Source organism: Streptomyces caeni (assembly GCF_042678285.1).
In the GTDB taxonomy this organism is placed as follows: Bacteria; Actinomycetota; Actinomycetes; order Streptomycetales; family Streptomycetaceae; genus Streptomyces; species Streptomyces caeni.
This window is the reverse complement of sequence record NZ_JBHUDX010000081.1, coordinates 1-24,252: the sequence shown is the minus strand read 5'-3', so window position 1 is coordinate 24,252 and position 24,252 is coordinate 1. Positions and strand designations below refer to the sequence as shown.

Here is a 24,252-nt window from a genome sequence, read left to right as displayed (position 1 = left end):
GACTGCGGCCGCCGGGCCGGCGCGGGCTGCGGGCAAGGACATACCCGACCTGGCGCTGGTGATCGCGGCCGGGCACCGGTGCGCCGTACGCGTCGCCACGGATTCGCGCGCCACCCATTGACGCGCACCCGGCCCGCACCTACCTTCCCTCGTCGAAGCGCTTCGACGTCATGCCTGGGCGAGCCGTGCGAGCTGAACGGCCCCTGACGTACCGGGCGTGGACCGGATCAGCCCAACCCCCACGCCCGACCGAGCCGGTACGCGGCGCACAGGTTGACGTCGAGGATGTAGGAGCCCGCCGTTCCGCACTGCTCGCTGCCGCTGCCGCTGCCGGGGGCGACGGGCTGCCCGTGGCCCATGCCGGTGATGCTGTACGTCTCCACGACGGGGTCGCCGGCCGGGTCCCGGAAGACCTGGTGCGGATGTCCGGCGACGGTGTCGCTGGCGTCGGCGGTCTGGTCGGCCCCGTGCACGTCGGTGCACTGCTTCATCAGGTCCGTCATGCGCGGCCGGGACGGACCGCCGATCACCGCTGTGCGACAGCCCTGGCGGCCGGCCACCGCCACAGCAGCGCGAACGACGAAGGCGACGTACGCCCGCGCTCCTCGCGCGGCGTACGTCGCCTTCCTTCTTGTGGAGATGGCGGGAATCGAACCCGCGTCCAACGGTGCGGAACCAGGGCTTCTCCGTGTGCAGTCCGCTGTGCTTTTCTCAGCCCCGGAGATCACGCGGACAAGTCTCCGACGGGCTCAGTCACTGTTTGGTTTCCCTCTTCACCCCGTGACCGGGATCGAGGTTTAGTCCCCTAGCTGATGCCAGGATCCGGGTCGGGAACAGCCCCGGGCTGACACTCCCTTTAGTAGGAGGCTCGCTCGCGCTGCCGTCAGGCAGCGAGGGCGAAGGCCTGCTGGGAGGAATCGCGCTTGGTGTTGGCGATTATTTTTTTCGGCCTGTGGTTTACGAGATCATGGCCGCTTTCTCGACACGCTTCCCCTGCTTCGACAGCCGCTGTCGAAACCGATCATCCCCATGTTGATTTTTCAATGCGCGAACGCCTCCGAGGAGGGATCCGCACGGCACCCTCTGTGAGGTGCGGTGCCATCGTACGTGACCAACACGGGCGGGTGCCAGCGTATTCCCGCCCCCGGGCGGTACCGCTAGGCGCGCTGCTTGCGGCGGACCGCCGACATCGCACGCTCCGCCTCGCGGCGGTCCTGCTTCTCACGCAGCGTCTGCCGCTTGTCGTACTCCTTCTTGCCCCTTGCCAGCGCGATCTCGACCTTGGCGCGGCCGTCCTTGAAGTACAGCGCCAGCGGCACGATCGTGTGACCCGTCTCCTGGGACTTCGACTCCAGCTTCTCGATCTCCGCCCGGTGCAGCAGCAGCTTCCGCTTGCGTCGGGCACTGTGGTTGGTCCAGGTGCCCTGGGTGTACTCGGGCACGTGCACGTTGTACAGCCACGCCTCGTGCCCGTCGAGCTGCACGAACCCGTCGACCAGCGAGGCCCGCCCCTGGCGCAGCGACTTCACCTCGGTCCCGGTGAGCACGAGACCGGCCTCGTAGGTGTCGAGGATGTGGTAGTCGTGCCGCGCCTTCTTGTTCTGCGCGATCAGCTTGCGCCCTTTTTCCTTAGCCATAGTGCCGACCATTTTCGCACCCCCGAGGGGGTATCCGGAAAGCCGATTCCCGTGGGCCGGGAAGATCCGGGAGGGGCCGGCAGGGGCCGGGAGGTTCCTACGAGGCGTCGCCGAGGCCGCTGAGCACCGTCTCCGCCCGCTCCAGCGCCTCGTCGCCGGCCTCCAGGTCGGGAGTGATGCCACGGCCGTCGACGCCACGGCCCGAAGGGGTTCGGTAGTGCCCGACGGTCAGCTCCGCGACGGAGCCGTCGGGCAGGCGGCTCGGCATCTGGACCGAGCCCTTGCCGAAGGTGCGGGTGCCCACGACGACGGCCCGCCCGCGGTCCTGGAGGGCCCCGGTGAGCAGTTCGGCCGCGCTCATCGTGCCGCCGTCGACGAGGGCGACCAGGGGCCTTGTGGTGTCGCCGCCCGGGTCGGCGTGCAGGGCCTGCTCCTCGCCGTCGACGTCGTACGTCGCCACCAGCCCCCCGTCGAGGAAGGCGGACGCGGCGGTGACGGCCTCGGTGACCAGACCGCCGGAGTTGCCGCGCAGGTCGAGGACGATCCCGGCGCGCTTCGGCGCGGCGTCGACGGCGTGCCGTACGAGGTCGCCGGACCCCTTGGTGAAGGCAGCGACCTTGATCATGGTGATGTCGCGGGCGAGCCGGCGCACGGTCACCGAGTCCGTGGAAAGACGGGCCCGGCGCACCACCTCGCTCCAGGCGCGCGTGCCGCGCTGCAATCCGAGCCGGACCCGGGTTCCGGCGCTCGCGTCGTCGGCGTCGCCGCGCAGCAGGGAGACGACCTCGGTGACGGGCCTGCCGTCCACGTCCGTGCCGTCGACGCTGCGCAGCCGGTCGCCCGTGCGGATCCCGGCGACCGCCGCGGGCGAGCCGGGCTGTACCCGGGTCACCCGGATCCTGCCGTCGCGCTCGCGCCGGGCCGACAGCCCCACACCGGTGTACTCGCCGTCCAGGGCCTCTTCGAACTCCTGGTACTCGCCCCGGGAGTAGACGGCGCTCCAGCGGTCGCCGCTGCGGCTGACGGCGCGCTCGGCGGCCTCCATGGGGGACTTGCCGTCGGCCATCGCCCTCGCCGCCGCCTCGGTGACGGCCTCGCGGTGGCCGGCCGGAACCGCCTGCTCGGGCGAGGCGGGCCTGCGGGCCGCGTCGTCGAACGAGCCGGTCGCGGCGCCTGCGACGAGCACGCTCGCGAAGACCAATGTCAAGGCCGCCCCGTGGCGGATGCGGCGGGGCTCACAGAACAGGTCACGGCCTGACATGGCGGTGAGTCTAGGACAACGCACGGGGCCGTACGGTCGGTTGCCCGTACGGCCCCGTTGGCATGCGTCACACCTTCAGGTACTTGCGCAACGCGAAGAACGCGGCGAGCGCCGGCATCAGCAGGCTCGTGGCGAGTATCAGCGGCAGCTTCGTCAGCACGGCGTCCCAGCCGATGAAGTTGATCAGGTTCAGCTTGTGGGACAGGTCCAGTCCGTGGTCGATGATGAAGTACCGGGCGATCAGCAGGAATCCGCAGGCGACCGTGCCGCCGATGAGCCCGGCGACCGCGGCCTCCATGATGAACGGCGCCTGGATGTAGAAGCCGGAGGCGCCGACCAGGCGCATGATGCCGGTCTCACGACGACGGCTGAACGCGGAGACGCGCACGGTGTTGACGATCAGCATCAGGGCGACGACCAGCATCATCGCCATGACCGCGCGGGCGGCCCAGTTCATGCCGTTGAGCAGCCCGAAGAGGTTGTCCAGGATGCCCTTCTGGTCCTGCACCGACTGCACGCCGTCACGACCGTTGAAGGCGCTCGCGATGACCTGGTACTGCTCCGGGTTCTTCAGCTTGATGCGGTACGACTCCTGCATCTGGTCCGGGGTGAGCGAGCTGGCCAGCGGGGAGTCGCCGAACTGTTCCTTGTAGTGCTTGTACGCCTCGTCCTGGGACTCGTAGGTGACCTTCTGGACGACGGACTTCATCTTGTCCAGGTCTCCGAGGATCTGCTTCTTCTGCTCCGCCGTGACCGCGCCCTTGGCGCAGTTGGGATCGGACTCCGCGTCGCTCTTGTTGCAGAGGAAGATAGAAACGTTGACCTTGTCGTACCAGTAGCCCTTCATCTGGTTCACCTGGTCGCTCATCAGGAGCGAGCCGCCGAACAGGGCGAGTGAGAGGGCGACGGAGACGATCACCGCGAAGGTCATCGTCAGATTGCGGCGGAGACCGACACCGATCTCCGACAGAACGAACTGCGCGCGCATGGCGTCTGCTCAAGCCTTTCCGTGGAACTCAGTGCTGGTAGCCGTAGACGCCGCGCGCCTGGTCGCGGACGAGGCGGCCCTTCTCCAGCTCGATGACGCGCTTGCGCATCTGGTCCACGATGTTCTGGTCGTGGGTGGCCATCACCACGGTCGTGCCCGTCCGGTTGATCCGGTCGAGCAGCTTCATGATGCCGACGGAGGTCTGCGGGTCGAGGTTGCCGGTGGGCTCGTCGGCGATCAGCAGCTTGGGCCGGTTGACGAAGGCCCGCGCGATGGCGACGCGCTGCTGCTCACCACCGGACAGCTCACCGGGCCGCCGGTCCTCCTTGCCACCGAGACCGACGAGGTCGAGCACCTGGGGCACGGACTTGCGGATCTCACCGCGCGACTTGCCGATCACCTCCTGGGCGAAGGCCACGTTCTCGGCGACCGTCTTGTTCGGCAGCAGCCGGAAGTCCTGGAACACCGTCCCGAGCTGGCGGCGCATCTGCGGCACCTTCCAGTTGGAGAGGCGGGCGAGGTCCTTGCCCAGGACGTGCACCTGGCCGTGGCTGCATCGCTCCTCGCGGAGGATGAGCCGCAGGAAGGTGGACTTTCCGGAGCCGGAGGACCCCACGAGGAACACGAACTCGCCCTTCTCCACCTCGAGGGAGACATCCCTGAGGGCGGGGCGGGTCTGCTTGGGGTAGACCTTGGAGACATTGTCGAATCGGATCACGGATGCACCACGGGCCGTTGGGGTAGGTGACCGTGACCATACGCGAAGCGGATGGACGAACGCAGTCGGCGTACACGGTTGCGCGAGGCTTGCCCGTTTTGTCGCGCGCCTGACGAGGCTCCCGGGTGTGACGTGCGGCCCGTTCCAGGCCTGCGCTCCCGCTCGCGCGGGCAGGATAAGGCCGACCGCGCCGAAATCCGCGGAACCTGGCACAGTGGAGTGGGGAACGGTTGCGTTCCCGGAAGCGTTGTGTACGTGAAAGCGGCACAAGGAGGGCGAAGCGCATGACGTACGACCGATTGGTGTGCGCTAACTGCGCGGCGCCCGTGAGTGAGGGCCGCTGCCCCGTCTGCCGCGCCAACCGTGAGCGGCTCCAGCAGCAAAACCCCTGGTCAGGACTGAATCCGGCGGCACTGATCGCCCTGGTTGCGGTGCTGATCGCGGCGGTCGCGCTGCTGGCTCACCAGACGGCGTAGGGCGGCGCGCGCGGCAGGACGCGTCACAGACGCGTCACAGCGGCCGGAACCGCAGGAGCGTACGGGAAGGGCCCGGGGCGGACGCCCCGGGCCCTTCTCACGCGTTCCGGCGCCCGTGGATCAGGCAGCGGCACCGCCGCGGCCGCCGACCAGGCGCGGCAGCACCCGGAAGCCGATACCACCGGCGATCATCGTGGCGGCTCCGACCAGCAGGAACGTGGTCTCGGCAGCACCCGTCTCGGCCAGCTGCTTGCCGCCTCCCTGAGCGGAGGTGTCCGACGACGAGCCGGTGTCGGTGAGGGCCGAGGAACCCTCCTGCTGGGTGACGTTGTCGTTGCCACCGTTGACGGTGGTGCCGCCGCTGTTCCCGCTGCCGGCACCGGTGCCCGAGCCGCCCGTGTTGCCGGAACCGCCGGTCTCGTTGCCGCCGGTCTCGTTCCCACCGGTCTGGTTCCCACCGGTCTCGTTCCCACCGGTCTCGTTCCCACCGGTCTGGTTCCCACCGGTCTGGTTCCCACCGGTCTCGTTCCCACCGGTCTCGTTCCCACCGGTCTCGTTCCCACCGGTCTCGTTCCCACCGGTCTCGTTCCCACCGGTCTCGTTCCCACCGGTCTCGTTCCCGCCGGTCTCGTTCCCGCCGGTCTCGTTCCCGCCGGTCTCGTTCCCGCCGGTCTCGTTCCCACCGGTCTCGTTCCCGCCGGTCTCGTTCCCACCGGTCTCGTTCCCACCGGTCTCGTTCCCACCGGTCTCGTTCCCCGAACCGCCGCCTCCAGGGCAGGTGGCCACGTCACCGCAGCCTTCACCCCCGCTGGTACCGCCGGTCTCACCGACCGAAAGGTTGATATCGAGCGCCGAAGCGGCGCCGGCGGCGGTGAGCGAGGCGCCCGCGGCGATCACGGCGCTCGCCGCTATCCGTGCGACACGGATCCGCGTCTTCTTCGTCATGCGATTACTACCCCCAGTAGCTCACTAGTCGATGAGGCCGCGCTCGGGGCAGTGATCAACGGAGGTAGTCCAGACGAAGGCCCCCGGTTCACATGCACCCCAGACAAAACGCATGCCGCCCTCACCCTCCCGACTTTCCACAGCAACGTCAAGGTCGTTGCGCACGCGATGTCCCCTAAGGCGGGGTTTGCGTGAGCGGCAGGGCTGTGAGTGTGATGTAAAACCCAGACATCCAACGACAGACAAGGCAACTACCCCCATGCATAAGGGCAGTTGCCTTGTCGACAAGACACTCTTTCCGGCGGGGGTGCCACCGCCGGCCGGCGGTGTTACTTCTCCCGCTGCTTGCGCCAGCGAATCCCGGCTTCGATGAACCCGTCGATCTCACCGTTGAAAACGGCCTCGGGGTTGCCGACCTCGAATTCGGTCCGCAGGTCCTTGACCATCTGGTAAGGGTGCAGGACGTACGAACGCATCTGGTTGCCCCAGGAGCCGGCGCCGTCGCCCTTGAGGGCGTCCATCTTCGCCTGCTCCTCCTGCCGCCGCCGCTCAAGGAGCTTGGCCTGCAGGACGTTCATCGCGGTCGCCCGGTTCTGGATCTGGGACCGCTCGTTCTGGCAAGTGACGACGATGCCGGTGGGCAGGTGCGTGATCCGCACGGCAGAGTCGGTCGTGTTGACGCCCTGGCCGCCGGGGCCGGAGGAGCGGAACACGTCGACCCGCAGCTCGGACTCGTCGATCTCGACGTGGTCCGACTGCTCGACGACCGGGAGCACCTCGACACCGGCGAATGAGGTCTGCCGCCGTCCCTGGTTGTCGAAGGGGGAGATGCGGACCAGGCGGTGGGTGCCCTGCTCGACGGAGAGGGTGCCGTAGGCGTACGGCACCTGGACGGCGAAGGTCGTGGACTTGATCCCGGCCTCTTCCGCGTACGACGTCTCGTAGATCTCCGTCTTGTAGCCGTGCTGCTCGGCCCAGCGCAGGTACATGCGCTGCAGCTTCTCGGCGAAGTCGGCGGCATCGACGCCGCCGGCCTCGGCACGGATGTTGACGAGCGCCTCGCGGGCGTCGTACTCCCCGGACAGCAGCGTCCGGACCTCCATCTCGTCCAGCGCCTTCCTGACGTCGGCGAGCTCGGCCTCGGCCTCGGCACGGGTGTCCGGGTCGTCCTCGGCCTCGGCGAGCTCGAAGAGCACACCGAGGTCGTCGATCCGGCCGCGCAGGGCCTCGGCCTTCCTCACCTCGGCCTGGAGGTGGGAGAGCCTGCTGGTGATCTTCTGCGCCTCGTCCGGGTTGTCCCAGAGGGACGGCGCGGCCGCCTGCTCCTCGAGCACGGCGATGTCTGCCCTCATCCTGTCGAGGTCCAGAACGGCCTCGATCGACTCCATGGTCGAGGAGAGGGACTTGAGCTCTTCGGATACATCGACGACTGCCACGCATCCAGCGTAACGGCTCCGCCGGGAAGTCCAGGCCGGGCAACCGCGGCCGAAACCTCTCCGCAACCGCTCTCCCCCGGTTCTGCGGCCGCCGGCCCCGCCGTCCCCTCCCATCGCCCCGGCCCTCGGACACCCCACGGTCGAACCCCCTCCGGTCTGCGGCGGGAGCATCACGGGACGGGGCCCCTCTCGTGCTCCCGGTCAGGGGGACGCCGGGGCCGAGCTGCTCGTCCCGGATGGTGCCGCGTCATCGTCGCCCGATGCCGCCAGCCAGGCGCCCACCCCGATCGCCGCCAGCAGCGCCACCGCCACCGCCCCCAGGGTGATCCTGCGGCGGCGGGCCATCGCGCGATGGCGGGCGGAGCCAGGGCGCGGCGCACCGGCGGCGCGGGGCGCGCGGGCGGTGCCACGGGCTCCGCCCGACAGTTCGTCCGGCCCGGGTACCCGCATCGATGTGTGCGTGTCCCGGTTCGAGTCCGGCTTCGCCCCCGGTACCAGCGGCACCGCCCCGCGCCGCACCCGCGCCACCGCCGGCTCCCCGGACCCGGTCGCCTCGCCCGGTTCCCGCGCGGGCCCCGTGTCCGGCTCGTCCACGTCGAGCGGCGCCATCCCCGCCAGCGTCGGCAGCTGCTCCCGCAGCCGGGCCGCCAGCTCCGAGGCCCGCAGCCGCGATGCGGGCGCCTTCGCCAGGCACTGCACGATCAACTGCCACAGCTCCTCCGGGATCCCCGGAAGGGGAACCACGGTCTCCGTCACGTGACGGCGGAGCACCGCTCCCGGGTGTCCGCCGCCGAACGGCGTGAAGCCCGCCAGCAGCTCGTACAGCACCGTCGCCAGCGCGTAGATGTCCACCGCCGCCCTCGGAGGCAGCCCTTCCACGATCTCCGGAGCCAGGTAGTCCGGAGTGCCGATGATCTTCGTCGCCCGGGTGCGGCGCGGCGAGTCGATCAGCTTCGCCACGCCGAAGTCGGTCAGCAGCGCCGGATGGGAGCCGCCCGGACCCAGCGGCCCCTGCATGTCCAGGAGCACGTTCTCCGGCTTCACGTCCCGGTGCACGACCCCCGCCGCGTGCGCGGCCGCCAGCCCGTCCGCCACATCGGCGACGATCGCGACGGCCGCCCCGGGCGCGAGACGGCGCTCGCGGTCCAGGCGGGTGCGCAGATCCGTGCCCCGGACCAGGTCCATGACCAGGGCGAGGTCGTTTCCGTCGACCACCAGGTCCCGTACCGACACCACGTTCGGGTGGTCGAGCCCCAGCAGTGCCGTGCGCTCCTGGACGAAGCGGCCCACCAGCTCCTGGTCCGACGCGAGGTCCTCGCGCAGCAGCTTGATGGCGACGGGGCCCTCCGGTCCCTCGCCCAGCCACACCGTGCCGGCGCTGCCCCGTCCCAGGATCTGGTTCGCGGTGTACCGGCTGCCGATCTTCCGTGCCAAGACTGCTCCTACTGGGGACGCGTGTTGCCGACGCTGCGCCGTTCCGGGGCCCTGTGCGCGCGGCCGGAGCCACGGACCCGGGCCTCCGGTCGACAAAAGTACGCGTCCGGAGCGGCAACCTTCACCGCCAGGACGGAAATCACCCATCAGATGTCGACAAATCACCTGGCCCGGAAGGCTCTCGGGACATCCGCGCCACCGGCTACTTGGAGCTGCTGCCGAGCTGTCCGATCCAGTCGCCCACGGCGGAGAACCAGTCGCTCAGCTGCGCCCAGTACGACTTCGTCGTACCGATCCACCCCTGAAGGGGGCTCAAATCCCAGACCAGCCACCCCGCGACGAACAGGATGACGATCGTGAACAGACATCCCTTCAGGCAGCCGAGGCCGGGGATCTTCATCGGGTTGGCGCTGCGCTGCCGCGGCGGCCGCGGCTCGCGCGCCGGACGCGGCGCCGGCTGCCGGGGCTGCTGGGGCGCGGGGGCGTACTGCTGGGGGGCGGGGGCGTTCTGCTGCCGCTGGGGCGCGTACTGCTGGGGCTGCTGCTGAGGCGCGTACTGCTGGGGCTGCTGCTGCGGATACCCGTACCCGGGGGCGGGCTGCTGCTGGGGCCGCGGCCGCTGCTGCGGGCGCGCCACCTGCCGCTGCGGGCGGCGGCGCAGCGGGTCCTCGCCGGGGTCGAGGTACTGGACCTGTGTCTGCTCGTTGCGGTCGCGGGCCGCGCGGAGCTGGCTCTGCCAGGGGTGCGGCTCCTCGGGCCGCGGCTGCCCGCCGGGCTCGTTCGGCGCCGGCGGCATCACGGCCGTCGGGTCGGCGGCCCCGTTCCTGGGCAGGACGGCCGTGGGGTCGGCGGCGCCCGCCGCCCCCGCCGGGGTGTGCGGCAGGACACTGGTCGCCGCGTTCGGGTCGTACCCGGCGGAGCCCTGCGGCAGCACCTGCGTGGGGTCGGCGGAGCCGGGGACGGCGGTGGGCGCCGGGTCCGGCGCGAGCAGTGCGCCCACGCCCTCCGCGGCGGCGATCTGGGCCGAGTTCGCGTGCACCCCGACGCCCTCGGCGACGACCCGCAGCGCCCGCGCCAGGTTCTCGGCGCTGGGCCGGTGGTCGGGGTTCTTGCGCAGACAGCGCTCGATCACTGTCCACAGGGGTTCGGGGACCGTGGACGGGCGGCGCGGCTCGGCGCTCAGATGCTGGTGGAGCACCTCGAGGGCGCTCCCGCCGCCGAACGGGGGACGCCCCGTGACCAGTTCGTACAGCAGGATGCCGGCGCCGTAGATGTCGACGGCGGAGGTCTGCGGGCGGCCCTCGGCCGACTCGGGGGCCACGTACGCGGGCGTGCCCACGAACTCGTGCGTGCGCGTGAGGCCCGGCGAGTCGGCCAGGCGGGCGATGCCGAAGTCGGTCAGCATCGGATGCATCTGGCCGCCGCTCTGCATGAGCAGCACGTTGGCGGGCTTCAGATCGCGGTGCACCACCCCGTCGGCGTGGCTCGCGGCCAGCGCGTCGGCGATCTGCGCGGTGAGCAGGGAGGCGGCGACGGGCGTGAAGGGCCCGTTCTCGCGGAGGTAGCGGTGCAGGTCGGGACCGTCGACGAGGTCCATGACCAGCGCCAGCAGATCGCCCTCCACCACCAGGTCCCGCACCCGCACGATGTTGGGGTGGGTCAGGCGCAGCAGGACGGACCGCTCGCGCAGGAACCGCATCACGACGTCCGCGTCGCTCGCCAGCTCCTCCTTGAGCACCTTGATCGCCACGGTCTCGCCGGGCTGACCCGCGACGGCCGCCTCGGCGCCCGCGGCCTCCCGCTGGCGGGCTCGCCAGACGGTGCCCGTGGCGCCGCGTCCGAGCGGCTCCTCGAGCAGGTATTTGCTGCCTACCGGCCGCACGTCATGCGCTCCCTGCTGCTCGCCTGTCTGGTCCGTCCACCGTGCTAGCGGTGTTCCGCCCCACTGTAGTGCCGCACGACCCGGCACAGGCTTCCCGCGGCCGCCTCGACGGCCCCCCGCGCCGGCGGTCACCGGGGGCCGGGCCCGTCGGTTGGCGCACCCTCCCTTTGCTCCACATGTGTGCTGTACGTACGCGGTTCCCGTACGTGTTCGATGAGAAGACGCTCGCTTCGATGCACTTGGTTGCCCGAAGCGGAAGTGACCGATCTCAAGCGAACTCCCGCCGGGCACGGGTCAGGCACTTTTACGGGCAGAGCCGACCAATCAAGATCACTTGCCCCCGGGCGGCGGGCGCGCTGTCAGTGGCAGGTGCAAGGATGCATCCCGTACTGGCCGATCGCTCGTGTGCGGTAGGGGGAGTCCGCGGTGGGGGGACCGCGGCGCGGCTCCGTCCCGTGCCCGGGCGCCCGCGCAGAAGGGACCGCTGACGGCGATGCAGATCCGGCTGACCGTCGTAGACCCGCTGGGGCCGCCCCCGGAGTCACGGGCGCACGCCGCGAGCTGCGACGTGCTGGTCACCGCGCCGGCCGGGACGGCGCTGGCCGCGGTGGCGTCGGGCCTCGCCTCGGCGGTCGGCGGGGGCGGGGGCGCCTCCCCGCCCGAGCGCGGTCGAGAGCTCGGGGGAGGGCCCGTGGTGCTGTACGCGGGCGCGGAGCGCCTGGACGCCCAGCGCTGCACGCTGGGCGAGCCTCCGCTGCTGGACGGCGCGGTGCTGACCCTTGGCGCCCCCGCGGAGCCGGGCCCCGAGCCGGACGAGGACGCGGCCCAGCTGCACGTCGTGGCCGGCCCGGACGCGGGCGGCGTCCATCTGCTGCACGGCGGCGCGATCCGCATCGGCCGCTCCGCCGACGCGGACGTCCCGCTGGACGACCCTGACGTCTCCCGGCTGCACTGCGCGGTCACGGTCGCCGCCGACGGCCGCGTCTCGGTCGCCGACCTGAACTCCACCAACGGCACGGTGCTCGACGGCAGGCGGGTGACCGACCGTCCGGTGCGCTTCACCCCCGGAGCGCTGCTGCGCCTCGGGGAGTCGGCCCTGCGGCTGGCCCCGCCCGGCGCGGTGCGCGCCGTGGGCACGGCACCCGACGGGGAGGGGCATGTACGAATCCTCACCGCGGGCGAGGACCCCGGCAAGGACGCCCCGGGAGGCCCGCGGGATGCGGTGCGAGGGGCGACGGCGCCGGCGGCCACGGCACACACACCCGGGGACGCCGCCCGGGGTGCGGGGCCGGCCACCGCCGCAACGTCCGGCGCGGACGGCCGCAGCGGCCACCCGCAGAGCGGGCCCTCCGCCGGTGACGGCGGCGGCGTCCTCTCCGGGGACACCCACCACGGCTTCGGCGTCACCGCCTGGGGCGCCTCGGACGGCGTCGCCCCCGGCGCCCAGGAACACGGCCCCGCGGAGCCGCCGATCCGGGCCCGGGCCGTACCGGGGCAGGACAAGGCCCCGGGAGCGGAGAGCCGGGGCCCGCTCTCCGAGGACCCGCCGGGCGAGGGCATACGCAAGGGCACCCCGCCGCGCGGGACGGAGCTGCCGCCGGGGGTGGTGGTGCGCAGACGCGGCGGGTTGACCGCGTGGGCACGCCGGCTGGCGGGAGGCCGCACCGAACCGGGCGGTACGGGACGGGGCGGGTACGACGAGGCCGGGGGCGCCCCGGGGCCCGCGTCCCATTCCACCCGGGCCCCGGAGAAGTGGCCGGACCCCGCGGCCCTGCTGCTCACCGCGCTGGGACCCGGACCGCGGCTGTGGGAGCGCGGCCCGGAGCACCCCGAGACGCTCACCGTGCGCCTGGGCACGGCCGACCGGGCGGCGCCGGACGGGACGGGGCTGCTGCCCGCCGTGCCGGTGACCGCCGGGCTGCGCGAGGTGGGCACCCTGGGCCTGGCCGGGCCCAGGGCGCGGCTGGCCGGCCTGGCGCGCGCGGTGGTGGCGCAGCTCGCCGCGCTCCACTCCCCCGACACGCTGGAACTGGTCCTGATCAGCGCCGACCACTCCCGCCCGCTGGAGCAGCGCGTCGCCGAGTGGTCGTGGCTCGGCTGGCTCCCGCACCTGCGCCCGGCGCACGGCCAGGACTGCCGGCTCCTGCTCGCCCACGACCGGGAGCAGGCGACGGCCCGCACGGACGAGCTGCTGCGCCGGCTGGCGGACCGTCTGGCGGACACGGGCGGCGCCACCGGCACGGTCCCGGACGCCCCGCCCGGTGGCCTTCCCCCGCGGGGTGCCGTCCGTCGCCCCTCCTGGGCTCGGGACGAGGACCCGGCGGAGGGCGCGTTCCCGGGGCCGTACAGCGTGCTGGTCGTGGACGGCGACCCCGGCGGTGCCGATCTGCGCGAGGCCGTGGCGCGTCTGGCGCAGCACGGACCACGGGCCGGGATCCATGTGGTCTGCCTGGCGGAGGCGCCGTCCGCCTCGCCCGCGTCTCCGGTGACGGAGACCTACGAGGCGGCGTGCGCGGCCTCGCCGGTGTTCCGGGAGTGCGGGGCCGCGGCACTGCTGAGCGGCGACGTCGCCACGGCGCTGCGGCTGCTGCGGATCGCGCCGGGGGAGGCGGCGGGCACCGGTCACGCCGGCCGCGGTCCGGTGGGGCACGGCACGGTCGCCGCCCTGGACGCCGTGTCGGCGGCGTGGGCGGAGCGGTTCGCGCGGGCGCTCGCCCCGCTGCGGACGGAGGGCGGCGGGGACCGGCACACGCGCGTGTCGGCGCCGTTGCCGCAGGCGGCGCGGCTGCTGGACGAGTTGGGCCTGGCGCGGGCCACTCCGGCGTCGCTGATGGCGCGTTGGGCGGACGCGGCGGACGACGGGCAATCGCCGGGCGGGCGCGCGTGGGCGGTGCTCGGCGCCGGGCCGCGCGGCCCCGTGTCCGTCGACCTCGCGGCCGAGGGACCGCATCTGCTGCTGGAGGGCCCGCCCGGCAGCGGCCGTACGGAGCTGCTGCGCTCCATCGCCGCGTCGCTCGCGGCGGCCGAGCGTCCGGACCGCCTCGGGATCGTGCTGGTCGACGGCCGCGACTGCGGGGCGAACGGCGGCGGCGGTGGCGAGGGCCTGCGGGTCTGCACGGACCTGCCGCATGTCACAACGCATCTGGCGGCCAACGACCCGGTGCGCATGCGGGAGTTCGCGCAGTCGCTCAGCGCCGAGCTGAAGCGGCGGGCCGACCTGCTGGGGCGGCTCGGCTTCGCCGAGTGGCACGCGCGGCAGGGGGCGCCGGGCCGGAGCGCGCCGCAGCGGACGGAGCGTACGGCCTCGGGCGATCTCGACACCCCGCCCAGTACGACGCTGCGGCTGCGGCCTGCGGCGCGGCAGGGGGCGGAGCCGGGGCCGCCGCTGCCCCGGCTGGTCGTGCTGGTCGACGACCTGGACGCGCTGCTGTCCCCGGCGCTGGGTTCGCCGGGCCGGCCGGCGGCCGGGTCGGTCGTACGGGCGCTGGAGGCGGTGGCCCGGGACGGGGAGCGGCTCGGGCTGCACCTCGTGGCCGCCGCGGGCCCCGGCGGGCGGACGGCCGAGTGGGGGCCGGCCCGCGCGGCCGCGCTGCGGATCGCCCTGGAGGCGGTGTCGCCGGGGGGCGAGGAACCGGCGCCGGGCCGGGGGCAGGTGACCCGTTCGGACGGCAGCGTGACACCGTTCCAGGGCGGGCGCATCACGGGGCGCATTCCTCGCACGGCGACGCTCCGCCCCACGGTCGTCCCCGTGGAGTGGCAGCGCATGGGTGACCCGCCGGCGCGCCGGCCGGTCCGCGAACTGGGCAACGGGCCCACGGACCTGGCCCTGCTGGCGAGCGCGTTGGAGAGGGCCGCGCGATCGGTGGCGGCGGTCGAGGTGCCGTCCCTGTTGTAGCCCTCCGCCGCCGTGACCCGCCCACCCGCACGTCCGGCCGCGCGGCCGCCCAGCCCCAGGACGCGCCCCGCACATGCCGCGCCCACTGGTACACGCTGCCGGCGAAGGGCCAGCGGGAGGCCATCTCCCCGAAGACCAGGGCGATCAGCAGTTGGCCCGCCAGGACGATGGGGAACGCCCAGAAGTACGCCGGGTGGCGAGGTCGCACGTTCCGCGCCCCGCCCCACGGCGATGCGCCTCCCGCCGCACGGCGTGGTATGTCCCACTTCCCCGCCCCACAGAACCGCCCACCCCTCGCCCCGCCCCACGGCGTCGCGGCCCGAGCCGACGCCGCGCGGCGCGGCCTCCCCCGTCACTGACCGCACGTCACGACGCGGTCACCATCGCCTGGTTGACACCGCAGGCGCTCTTGCCGCCCCGAACGACCCCGCGTAGACCAGAGCGCACGGGACAGCGCTCGAACGTTCAACGAGGAACGAAGAACGGGGCAGTGATGCACAGCACTCTTCGTACACGCAGGTCTCCGGAGCAGGCTCCCTGGCCGGGTACGCCTTCGCCTGGATAAAGTTCCCGGGCCGCGACTGGTGGTTCCTCGGCGTGGTCGGTCTGCTGGTCGTCCCCGTGCAGGTGGCGCTGATCCCGATCGCCGAGCTGTTCGGCAGGATCGGCCTGTTCGGCACGGTCTTGGGGTGATCCTCTTCCATACGGGCTTCGGCCTGCCCTTCGCGGTGTTCCTGCTGCGGAACTTCTTCGCGGAGATCCCCCGGGAGCTGCTGGAGGCGGCACGTCTCGACGGCGCGGGCGAACTGCGGCTGTTCGCACGGGTCGTGATGCCGCTGGGCGGGCCGGCGATCGCGAGCCTCGGCATCTTCCAGTTCCTGTGGGTGTGGAACGACATGCTGGTCGCGCTCGTGTTCACCAAGTCCAACACGCAGCCGATCACTGTGGCGCTGCAGACACAGGTGCGCCAGTTCGGCAACAACATCGACGTCCTGGCGCCGGGGGCGTTCATCTCGATGGTGATCCCGCTGGCGGTGTTCTTCGCGTTCCAGCGGCAGTTCGTGTCGGGAGTCATGGCGGGCGCCGTCAAGTAGGCGCGACCGCAAAGCCGTTCAGGGGTGGACCGGCGCCGGTCCACCCCCTGTTCGTTCACCTGGCGGTTCCGCGGGCGTTCCCCCGTATGACGCAGCGGACGTAACCGAACCACCCCATCGGACGTTTTCGGGCAGTATGCCCGCGCCGACCCATGGATGCCCCTTGCCCAGGTTCAGTGTCATCGTTCCCGCGTACAAGGTTCAGGCGTACCTGCACGAGTGCCTCTCCTCCGTGCTGGAACAGTCGTACGCGGACCTCGAAGTGATCGCGGTCGACGACCGCTCGCCCGACGCGTGCGGCGCGATCATCGACGAGTTCGCCGCCCGCGACTCCCGTGTGCGTCCCCTGCACCTGCCGGGGAACGTGGGGCTGGGCCGGGCCCGCAACGCGGGGCTCGCACAGGCGACCGGCGACTATCTGCTCTTCCTCGACGGCGACGACACCCTGACACCGGGCGCGCTGGAGGACATCGCCGACCGGCTGAAGGCCGCCTCCGACCCGGACGTCCTGGTCTTCGACTACGCCCGTGCGTACTGGACGGGCCGGACGGTCCGCAACAAGCTCGCCGACCTGCTCACCGAGCGGGGCCCGGCGCCCTTCCGGCTCGACGACCGCCCCGGCCTGCTCTCGCTGCTGATGGTGGTGTGGAACAAGGCGTACCGCCGGGACTTCGTCGAGCGCGAGGGCTTCGCCTTCCCGCCCGGCTACTACGAGGACGTCCCCTGGACCTTCCCGGTGCTGCTGACCGCGGACACGATCGCCACCCTCGACCGGGTCTGCGTCCACTACCGCCAGCGCCGCCGGGGCAGCATCCTCGGCTCGACCAGCGACCGGCACTTCGACGTCTTCGACCAGTACGACCGGGTCTTCGCGTTCCTCGACGCGCACCCCGAACTCGCCCGCTGGCGGCCGGAGCTGTTCCGCCGCATGGTCGACCACCTGGCCACCGTCTTCGTGCGGCGAGGCCGGCTGCCCCGGGGCAGCCAGGCCGAGTTCCTGCGCAGGGCCCGCGCCCACTACCGCCGCCACCACGTCCCGGGCGCCCCGCTCCGCCCGCGCCATCTGCTCATCCGTTTCGGCAGCCACCGCACCTACCGCCTGCTGTCCCTGACGTCCCGCCTCGCCCGCCGCACCCGGCGCGCGGCCACCGGCACCGGGCGACGCCTGGCCCATGCCGCCCTCCGGGCCCACTACCGCATCCAGCTGCGCCTTCCCCTGCGCGCCGACCGGGCCGTCTTCACCGGTGCCGGGGGCGGCCGGTACGGCTGCAATCCGGCCGCCCTGGAGTCGACCTTCCGCAACCTGGTCCCGCACATCCGCACGGCGTGGATCGCCGAGCCCGAACACCACCACACGATCCCGGTGGCCACCCGTCGGCTGCGGCCGGGCTCCGCCGCGTGCTGGACGGCGCTGGCCCGCTCCAAGTACCTCGTGCACAACGCCGACTTCGGCCCCCACGTGGTCAAGCGGCCGGGCCAGATCATGATCCAGACCCTGCGGGGCACCCCGCTCAAGCGCATGGGCCTGGACCTCCGGGACCGTCCGGCCGCCGCCCGGGACGCAGACTTCGCCCGGATGCTGCGCTCCGCCGACACCTGGGACTACGTCGTCTCCGGCAACCGCCACTCCACCCTGGTCTGGGAGCGCGTCTTCCCCTCGCGCTTCACGACGCTGGAGTACGGGATGCCCCGCAACGACGTCTTCAGCCGCGCGACCTCGGCCGACGTGGCCCGGCTGCGCCAGGCCCTCGGCATCCCCGAGGGCTCGGTGGCGGTCCTGTACGCGCCGACGTACCGCGACTACCGCCGCAGTCAGCGCCCCGCGCTCGACCTGGAACGCGTCCTGCACGAGCTCGGCCCGCGCTTCGTGCTGCTGACCCGCGCGCACCCCTCGTACGGTGAGCCGCTGACGCGGACCACCAGCGGCCGGCTGATCGACGTCACCGGCCATCCGAGCGTCGAGTCGGTGTGCCTGGCCTCGGACGCGCTGGTCACCGACTTCTCGTCGATCATGTTCGACTACGCCAACCTCGACCGGCCGATCGTCGTGTACGCCGACGACTGGGAGGCGTACCAGGCCGCCCGGGGCACCTGCTTCGACCTGCGCGCGTTCCCACCGGGCGCGACCGCCCGCAGCGAGGACGAGCTGATCGACATCTTCACCACGGGGCACTGGTGCGGTTCGCACTCGGCGAACCTGCGGGCCGCGTTCCGCGCCCGCTTCTGCCCCTGTGACGACGGGCGTGCCGCCGAGCGGATCGTGCGCCGGGTGGTGCTCGGGGAGAACGCCTGGCAGCCGTCGGTCGTGCCCCTGGCCGACCGCCACCCCGCCCCGTCCGCCGCGACCGGCCTGCCCCCCGTATGGCTCGCGACCATTCCGGCGCCCGGCCGCCCCGTCCCGGACGTCGAGATCCTCTGACCCGCCCGGCCCACGGAGTTCCGGACGCCGCCCTCCCACGACGCACGGCCCCAGGTACGAACGGGGCCCGAGAGAAAGACCAGAATGCCCCGCTTCAGTGTCATCGTCCCCGCTTGCAAAGTCGCCGGCCGTCTGTCCCAGGCGCTGGACTCGGTCCTTGCCCAGTCCTTCGGCGACTTCGAGCTGATCCCGGTCTGCGACGCGCCCGACTCCCCGGCGGGCACGGTCGCCGCGGCGTACGCGGAGCGCGACCCGCGGGTCGTCGCCCTCACCTCGCCGCCCTCCGGCGGCCCGGGCGTGGCCCGCACCACCGGGATGGGGGCGGCGACCGGGGCGTACCTGCTGTTCCTCGACGGGGACGACGTCCTCACGCCCGGCGCGCTGGCCGCGATCGACGCGCGCCTGACGGCGACCGGCGATGTGGACGTCCTCTACCTCGACCACGAGCGGGTCCACTGGTGGGGCGCCGAGACGTCCACGCCACCGCTGGGCAGGGCGCCCGACGGCGCCTTCGATCCCGGCCGGGCCCCGCGGCTGACCGGTGTGTCGGTCCCCGTGTGGAGCGCCGCCTACCGCCGCGACTTCGTCACCGCGCACCACCTCGTCTTCCCGGCGGGCCTCTTCACCGACATCGGCTGGGGCGGCCTGGTCACACTCGCCGCCGAGCGCGTCGCGGTGCTGCGCTCGGTGTGCGTACGGCATCTGGTGCGCCGCCAGGGCAGCCGGCTGCACACCCCCGGCGCGCACCAGTTCGACCTTCTCGACCAGGTCGGCACGGTCCTCGCCCGGGCCACGGAACTCGCCCTGCCGGCCGCACGGTCGAGGCCGCTGTTCGAGCAGCTCTTCTCCGTCGTCCTGAAGACCGCCGCGCATCCGGAGCGGCTGCCCGCGCATCTGCGCAGGGCCTTCTTCCGGCAGGCGGCCCGCCTGTACCGGCGCCACCGCCCGGCCGGGTTCCGGCCGCCCGCGGGCAGCGTCGGGGTGCAGCACCGGCTGCTGGCGGCCGGCGCCTACGACGCGTTCCGCGCGCTGCGGACGGCCAACCGGGCCGCGGCGAGGACGGTGCGGAGCGCGCCGCTGCCGCGCATGGCCCGCACCCGTGCCCGGTACGCACTGCAGTTGCGCCGGCCGCTCGACGAGAACCTCGCCGTGTACTGCGCCTACTGGGGCCGCGGCTACGCCTGCAACCCGGCCGCCGTCCACGCCAAGGCCCGCGAACTGGCCCCGCACATCCGCTCGGTCTTCCTGGTCGAGCCGGACGCGGTGGACGGCGTGCCCGAGGGCGTGGAGTACGCGGTGATCGGCACACGCGCGTACTGGGATGTGCTCGCCCGCGCCAAGTACCTCATCAACAACGCCAACTTCGCGGACGGCGTCGTCAAGCGCCCCGGCAGCGTGCACCTGCAGACCCAGCACGGCACCCCGCTGAAGACCATGGGCGTGGACCAGTCGACGTACCCCGTGGTGGCCGCCGCGACCGGCAGCTTCACCAAGCTGCTGGCGCGCGTGGACCGCTGGGACTACAACCTCTCCTCCAACCGGCATTCCACCGAGATGTGGGAACGGGCCTTCCCCGGCTCGTACGAGACCCTCGAGTACGGCTATCCACGCAACGACGTCTACTGCACGGCGACCGCCGACGACGTCGCCCGCATCCGCCGGGAGCTGGGCGTCCCCGAGGACAGGACGGCCCTCCTGTACGCACCCACGCACCGGGACTACAGCACCGGCTTCGACGCGCGCCTCGACCTGGAGGCGTTCTGCGAGGCGATCGGCGACGCGTACGTGGTCCTGCTGCGCGCCCACTACTTCTACGACCGCGGCACGGCGCGGGGCAGCGGCCGGATCATCGACGTGACACGCCACCGCTCCTCCGAGGACGTCTGCCTGGCCGCCGACGCGCTGATCACCGACTACTCGTCGATCATGTTCGACTACGCCAATCTGGACCGGCCGATCGTGGTGTACGCGGACGACTGGGAGATCTACCGCGAGACCCGGGGCGTCTACTTCGACCTGATGCAGGCCCCGCCGGGTCTGGTGGCACGCACGCCGGACCGGCTGGCGGCCGCCTTCCGCGACGGCACGTACGCCGACGGCTCCGCCGCCGCCCTGCGCGCGGCCTTCCGGGAGCGCTTCTGCCAGTTCGACGACGGACGCGCCGCCGAACGCGTCGTGCGCCGGGTGCTGCTGGGCGAGCCGCCCGAGTCGGTCCCGCCCGTGATCCCGCTCGCCGAGCGCATCCCGGCCCCGGCCCACGCCCTCGTGAGGAGCTGACCCGTGCCCCGCTTCAGCGTCATCGTGCCCGTCTTCAAGGTGCAGGGCTTCCTGCGCGAGTGCCTCGACTCGGTGCTCGGGCAGTCCTGCACCGATGTCGAGGTGATCGCCGTCGACGACTGCTCACCCGACGGCTGCGGCGCCATCCTCGACCGCTACGCCGAGCGGGACCCGCGGGTGCGGGTGCTGCACCTGACCGAGAACGTCGGACTCGGCCGGGCCCGCAACGCGGGAATGCCTCACGCCACCGGTGATTTCCTCCTCTTCCTCGACAGCGACGACACGCTCACCCCGGGCGCGCTGCGCGCGATCGCCGACCGGCTCGACGAGACCGGCGATCCGGACGTCCTCGTGTTCGACTACGCCCGCACCTACTGGTGGGGCGGTACCCGCCGCAACGCGCTGGCCCGGGTGCTGGCCGAGGCGGGCGACGGCACCTTCACCGCGGCCGAACACCCCGAGATCCTCGAACTGCTGATGGTGGTGTGGAACAAGGCCTACCGCCGGGACTTCGTCGAACGCGAGGGCTTCACCTTCCCGCCCGGCTACTACGAGGACACCCCCTGGACCTTCCCCACGCTGCTGTCCGCGCGGCGGATCGCGACCCTGGACCGCATCTGCCTGAACTACCGGCAGCGCCGCCAGGGCAACATCCTGTCCACCACCAGCCGCAAGCACTTCGACGTCCACGACCAGTACGAACGGGTCTTCGCGTTCGTCGACGCGCGCCCGGAGCTGGCCCGGTGGCGCCCCTACCTGCACCGCAAGATGGGCGAGCACTGTCTGGACATCCTCGCCAAGCCGGACCGGCTGCCCGCCCGCGACAAGCGGGAGTTCTTCCACCGCACCGCCGAACTCTTCCGCCGGCACCGCACCGACGATCCGGTGCCCGCCGAACTGCGCGTCCTGGAGGGAGGTTACGCCCGCTACCGGGCCCGGCAGCGGACCACCGCCGCCGGCACCGCGTTCGGCGAGCGCGCCCGGCAGGCCCGCGGGGCGGCCGCCTCGGGGATCAAGCGCGGCTGGTCCTGGGCACACGGCCGCCGGGCCCTGGATCCGGACCTGGCGGTCTACTCGGCGTTCTCGCACCGCGGCTTCCTCGGTGATCCGGCCGCGATCCACCGCGCGGCAGGCCGGCTCGCCCCGCACATCCGGGGGGTGTGGGTCGTGCGGGAGGACCAGGCGAGCACCCTGCCGCCGGACATCGAGTACGTCCTCCCGGGCTCGACGGCCTACCACCGGGTCACCGCGCGGGCCACGTACTTCGTCAACAACGTCAACTGGCCCGGCACCCTGGTCAAGCGTCCCGGAAGCGTCCACATCCACACCCATCAGGGGACCCCGCTGAAGTACATGGGGGCCGACCTGCTGGGCAAGCCGGGCGCCCGGTACGGGTTCGACGTGCCGCAGATGCTGCGCCGCGCCGACCGCTGGGACCACAGCCTGGTCGCCAACCGCCACTCCGAGCTGGTCTGGGACCGCGCCTACCCCTGTCGCTTCGCCTCGGCCCGCACCGGCAGCCCGCGCAACGACATCCTCGTCAACGCCGGCCCCGCGGACGGGGCCGGGTTCCGGCTCCGGCACGGCATTCCCGAGGACCACACGGTCGTGCTGTACGCGCCGACCCGCCGCGACCACGTCCGGGGCGGCCATGTGGAGCGCTTCGATCCGGCACGGTTCGCGCAGGACCTGGGCGAGGACCACACCCTCGTCGTACGGCTGCACCCGTCGCTCGCAAACGGGCCGGCCCGCGGGATGGGACTGGCGGAGCTGCACCGGCGGGGCGTCGTGGTCGACGCCACCGACGAACCGCACGTCGAGGAGGTGATGCTCGCCTCGGACGTCCTGGTCACGGACTATTCGTCCCTGATGTTCGACTACGCCAACCTGGACCGGCCGATCGTGGTGCACGCCGACGACTGGGGCGCGTTCACGGCCGCCCGGGGCGCGTACTTCGACATCACGGCCGATCCGCCGGGCCATGTCTCGCGCTCCTACCGGGAACTGGCGTGGCTGTTCGCCTCCGGGTGCTGGCGGGACGCGGACGCGGCGCGGCTGCGGGCCGGGTTCCGGGCGCGGTTCTGCGAGTTCGACGACGGGCGGGCGGCCCAGCGGGTGGTGCGCACCCTGATGCTGGGCGAGCCCGACGTTCCGCTGTCGATCCCGGCACCGGCGGCCGGCGACAGCGACATGCTGACCGGGACGCGCTGACCGGGGTTACTCGACGACCAGTTCCACGGGGATGTTGCCGCGGGTGGCGTTGGAGTAGGGGCAGACCTGGTGGGCCTGCTCGACCAGCTTGCGGCCGGTCGCCTCGTCGACGGCGTCCGGCAGTTCGACGCGCAGGGTGACGGCGAGGCCGAAGCCCTCACCCTGCTTGCCGATGCCGACCTCGCCGGTCACCGCGGCCTCGCTGACGTCGACCTTCGCCTGCCGGCCGACCAGGCCGAGGGCGCTGGCGAAGCAGGCGGCGTACCCGGCGGCGAACAGCTGCTCGGGGTTGGTGCCCTGGCCGCCGCCGCCCATCTCCACCGGGATGGCCAGCTGCAGGTTGAGCCTGCCGTCGGAGCTGACGGCACGCCCGTCGCGGCCGTGGGTGGCGGTGGCGACGGCGGTGTAGAGCGCGTCCATGGAGAACCATCCCTCTCGAAGTCATGTCCGGCGGCCGGCCCTTCCGTCCGTCCGGACCGCCTCACGAAGAAAAGTAGAGCACACAATTCAGTTGTGCACAACTAAACTGGGCCCGGAGCTATCCTGAGGGGCATGACGAGCACGCCTGCCCGCGCCGGGGCCTCCGCGGACGAGGAGTACCTGCGCCTCGACCGCCAGATCTGCTTCTCGCTCCACGCCGCGGCCCGCGCCTTCAACGGCGTCTACCGCGTCGTGCTCAAGGACCTCGGGCTCACCTACCCGCAGTACCTGGTGATGCTGGTGCTGTGGGAGCACGGCGAGCTGCCGGTGAAGAAGCTCGGCGAGCATCTGCGGCTGGACTCCGGGACGCTGTCGCCGCTGCTGAAGCGGCTGGAGGCGGCGGGCCTGGTGCGGCGCGAGCGCAGCGCGCAGGACGAGCGGTCCGTCCATGTGGCCCCCACGGACACGGGCACGGCACTGAAGGAGCGCGCGCTCGTGGTGCCGCGCCGGATCGCCGCGTCGACGGGCTTCGAACTGGGGGAGATCACGGACCTCAAGGCCCGCCTCGACCGGCTCACCGGGGCACTGGACGCGGCGGCACTCCAGGAAGCGCCGGGCTGCGTCGAGGGCATCGAGGACGCGGACCGTCCGCTGGGCCTCACGCCCTGACGGCGCACATACAGTCGAAGGATGACGCCGCGGCCCGCGTACTCCTCGCGGGTGATGAACTCCTCGCTCAGGATCACGCGCTTGGCACGCTCGGTGGGGTTTCCCGGTCGCCACGAGGGCCGCAGCGCGAACGGCCCGGCGACCACCCACACATGCGCCAGTCCCCCGAGCCGCCGCCGTACCTCCCCGGGACCGGCCTCCCGCCCGTACAGCGTCCCGTCCACGGCGGCGGGCACCTCCAGCGCCACGTCCCGCACCCCCCGGAAGCCCGCCGGATAGGCGAGCGCCGACCGCCGTTCCAGGGACGGCAGGAACAGCACGGGGTCGCCGGGGCGCACCTGCCGCCCCACCAGCGCGGACACGGCGGCCAGGTCGTCGGGCCGGTGCGCGGCGTTGCGATCGGCCTCAAGGAGGGGGAACTGCGCGACCAGGCCGGCGCAGACGGCGAGCACGCCGAGCAGGGCGACGCCGTGCCGCCCACGCCTTGCGG

17 protein-coding genes, 1 other RNA gene and 1 pseudogene are annotated in these 24,252 nt (G+C 72.6%); 8 read left to right on the top strand and 11 right to left on the bottom strand.

Features of this window, described 5'->3' with window-relative positions:
- Positions 1 to 227 precede the first annotated feature (227 nt).
- From ACFSL4_RS26435 to ftsE, 6 genes are all read right to left on the bottom strand, one after another.
- Positions 228 to 491: a hypothetical protein gene (locus ACFSL4_RS26435; protein ID WP_381087874.1), complete on the bottom strand. Its 264-nt coding sequence runs from the start codon at positions 489 to 491 to the stop codon at positions 228 to 230.
- 140 nt (positions 492 to 631) lie between these two features.
- Positions 632 to 1,029: a transfer-messenger RNA gene (ssrA, locus tag ACFSL4_RS26430) on the bottom strand.
- A 128-nt stretch (positions 1,030 to 1,157) separates the two neighbouring features.
- Positions 1,158 to 1,637 carry an SsrA-binding protein SmpB gene (smpB, locus tag ACFSL4_RS26425; RefSeq protein ID WP_381087871.1) on the bottom strand — a complete coding sequence of 160 codons (480 nt, stop codon included), beginning with the start codon at positions 1,635 to 1,637 and terminating at the stop codon, positions 1,158 to 1,160.
- A 97-nt stretch (positions 1,638 to 1,734) separates the two neighbouring features.
- Positions 1,735 to 2,898 carry a S41 family peptidase gene (locus ACFSL4_RS26420; protein WP_381087868.1) on the bottom strand — a complete coding sequence of 388 codons (1,164 nt, stop codon included), beginning with the start codon at positions 2,896 to 2,898 and terminating at the stop codon, positions 1,735 to 1,737.
- 67 nt (positions 2,899 to 2,965) lie between these two features.
- Positions 2,966 to 3,886, bottom strand: a complete 921-nt coding sequence (gene ftsX, locus ACFSL4_RS26415) for a permease-like cell division protein FtsX (RefSeq protein ID WP_381087866.1) — start codon at positions 3,884 to 3,886, stop codon at positions 2,966 to 2,968.
- Positions 3,887 to 3,914: 28 nt separating this feature from the next.
- Complete coding sequence (gene ftsE, locus ACFSL4_RS26410; protein ID WP_381087863.1) at positions 3,915 to 4,604, bottom strand: cell division ATP-binding protein FtsE; 690 nt, start codon at positions 4,602 to 4,604, stop codon at positions 3,915 to 3,917.
- Positions 4,605 to 4,888: 284 nt separating this feature from the next.
- On the opposite strand from ftsE, the gene ACFSL4_RS26405 reads away from it, so the two are divergent.
- Positions 4,889 to 5,080, top strand: coding sequence for a hypothetical protein (locus ACFSL4_RS26405; RefSeq protein ID WP_381087860.1), 192 nt, complete (start codon positions 4,889 to 4,891; stop codon positions 5,078 to 5,080).
- Between the two features lie 120 nt (positions 5,081 to 5,200).
- On the opposite strand, the gene ACFSL4_RS26400 is transcribed toward ACFSL4_RS26405, so the two are convergent.
- From ACFSL4_RS26400 to ACFSL4_RS26385, 4 genes are all read right to left on the bottom strand, one after another.
- A complete protein-coding gene (locus tag ACFSL4_RS26400; RefSeq protein WP_381087857.1) occupies positions 5,201 to 6,025 on the bottom strand; it encodes a hypothetical protein in 825 nt (274 codons plus the stop codon).
- Between the two features lie 329 nt (positions 6,026 to 6,354).
- Positions 6,355 to 7,461, bottom strand: coding sequence for a peptide chain release factor 2 (gene prfB, locus ACFSL4_RS26395; RefSeq protein ID WP_381087854.1), 1,107 nt, complete (start codon positions 7,459 to 7,461; stop codon positions 6,355 to 6,357).
- Between the two features lie 201 nt (positions 7,462 to 7,662).
- Complete coding sequence (locus ACFSL4_RS26390; protein ID WP_381087851.1) at positions 7,663 to 8,895, bottom strand: serine/threonine-protein kinase; 1,233 nt, start codon at positions 8,893 to 8,895, stop codon at positions 7,663 to 7,665.
- Positions 8,896 to 9,097: 202 nt separating this feature from the next.
- Positions 9,098 to 10,777 (bottom strand): serine/threonine-protein kinase, encoded by a 1,680-nt coding sequence (locus ACFSL4_RS26385; protein ID WP_381087848.1) that lies wholly within the window; start codon positions 10,775 to 10,777, stop codon positions 9,098 to 9,100.
- Positions 10,778 to 11,270: 493 nt separating this feature from the next.
- Here ACFSL4_RS26385 and ACFSL4_RS26380 point away from each other — a divergent pair, with 493 nt between their 5' ends.
- From ACFSL4_RS26380 to ACFSL4_RS26360, 5 genes and pseudogenes are all read left to right on the top strand, one after another.
- Complete coding sequence (locus ACFSL4_RS26380; RefSeq protein WP_381087845.1) at positions 11,271 to 14,672, top strand: FHA domain-containing protein; 3,402 nt, start codon at positions 11,271 to 11,273, stop codon at positions 14,670 to 14,672.
- 531 nt (positions 14,673 to 15,203) lie between these two features.
- Positions 15,204 to 15,766 (top strand): annotated as a pseudogene (locus ACFSL4_RS26375) (carbohydrate ABC transporter permease); the annotation flags it as partial.
- 163 nt (positions 15,767 to 15,929) lie between these two features.
- Complete coding sequence (locus ACFSL4_RS26370; protein ID WP_381087842.1) at positions 15,930 to 18,185, top strand: bifunctional glycosyltransferase/CDP-glycerol:glycerophosphate glycerophosphotransferase; 2,256 nt, start codon at positions 15,930 to 15,932, stop codon at positions 18,183 to 18,185.
- An 84-nt stretch (positions 18,186 to 18,269) separates the two neighbouring features.
- The gene (locus ACFSL4_RS26365) at positions 18,270 to 20,462 is read left to right on the top strand and encodes a bifunctional glycosyltransferase/CDP-glycerol:glycerophosphate glycerophosphotransferase (protein ID WP_381087839.1); all 2,193 of its coding nucleotides are present in this window, start codon (positions 18,270 to 18,272) and stop codon (positions 20,460 to 20,462) included.
- Between the two features lie 3 nt (positions 20,463 to 20,465).
- Positions 20,466 to 22,673, top strand: coding sequence for a bifunctional glycosyltransferase/CDP-glycerol:glycerophosphate glycerophosphotransferase (locus tag ACFSL4_RS26360; protein WP_381087836.1), 2,208 nt, complete (start codon positions 20,466 to 20,468; stop codon positions 22,671 to 22,673).
- Between the two features lie 6 nt (positions 22,674 to 22,679).
- On the opposite strand, the gene ACFSL4_RS26355 is transcribed toward ACFSL4_RS26360, so the two are convergent.
- The gene (locus ACFSL4_RS26355) at positions 22,680 to 23,093 is read right to left on the bottom strand and encodes an organic hydroperoxide resistance protein (protein ID WP_381087833.1); all 414 of its coding nucleotides are present in this window, start codon (positions 23,091 to 23,093) and stop codon (positions 22,680 to 22,682) included.
- A 132-nt stretch (positions 23,094 to 23,225) separates the two neighbouring features.
- Between ACFSL4_RS26355 and ACFSL4_RS26350 the strand changes: the two genes are divergently transcribed.
- Both ACFSL4_RS26350 and ACFSL4_RS26345 read left to right on the top strand, forming a co-directional pair.
- On the top strand, positions 23,226 to 23,762 hold the full coding sequence (locus ACFSL4_RS26350; protein ID WP_381087830.1) for a MarR family winged helix-turn-helix transcriptional regulator: 537 nt from the start codon (positions 23,226 to 23,228) through the stop codon (positions 23,760 to 23,762).
- Between the two features lie 152 nt (positions 23,763 to 23,914).
- Positions 23,915 to 24,252 (top strand): hypothetical protein (locus tag ACFSL4_RS26345; protein ID WP_381087827.1); only part of this gene is annotated, 338 nt, incomplete at its 3' end.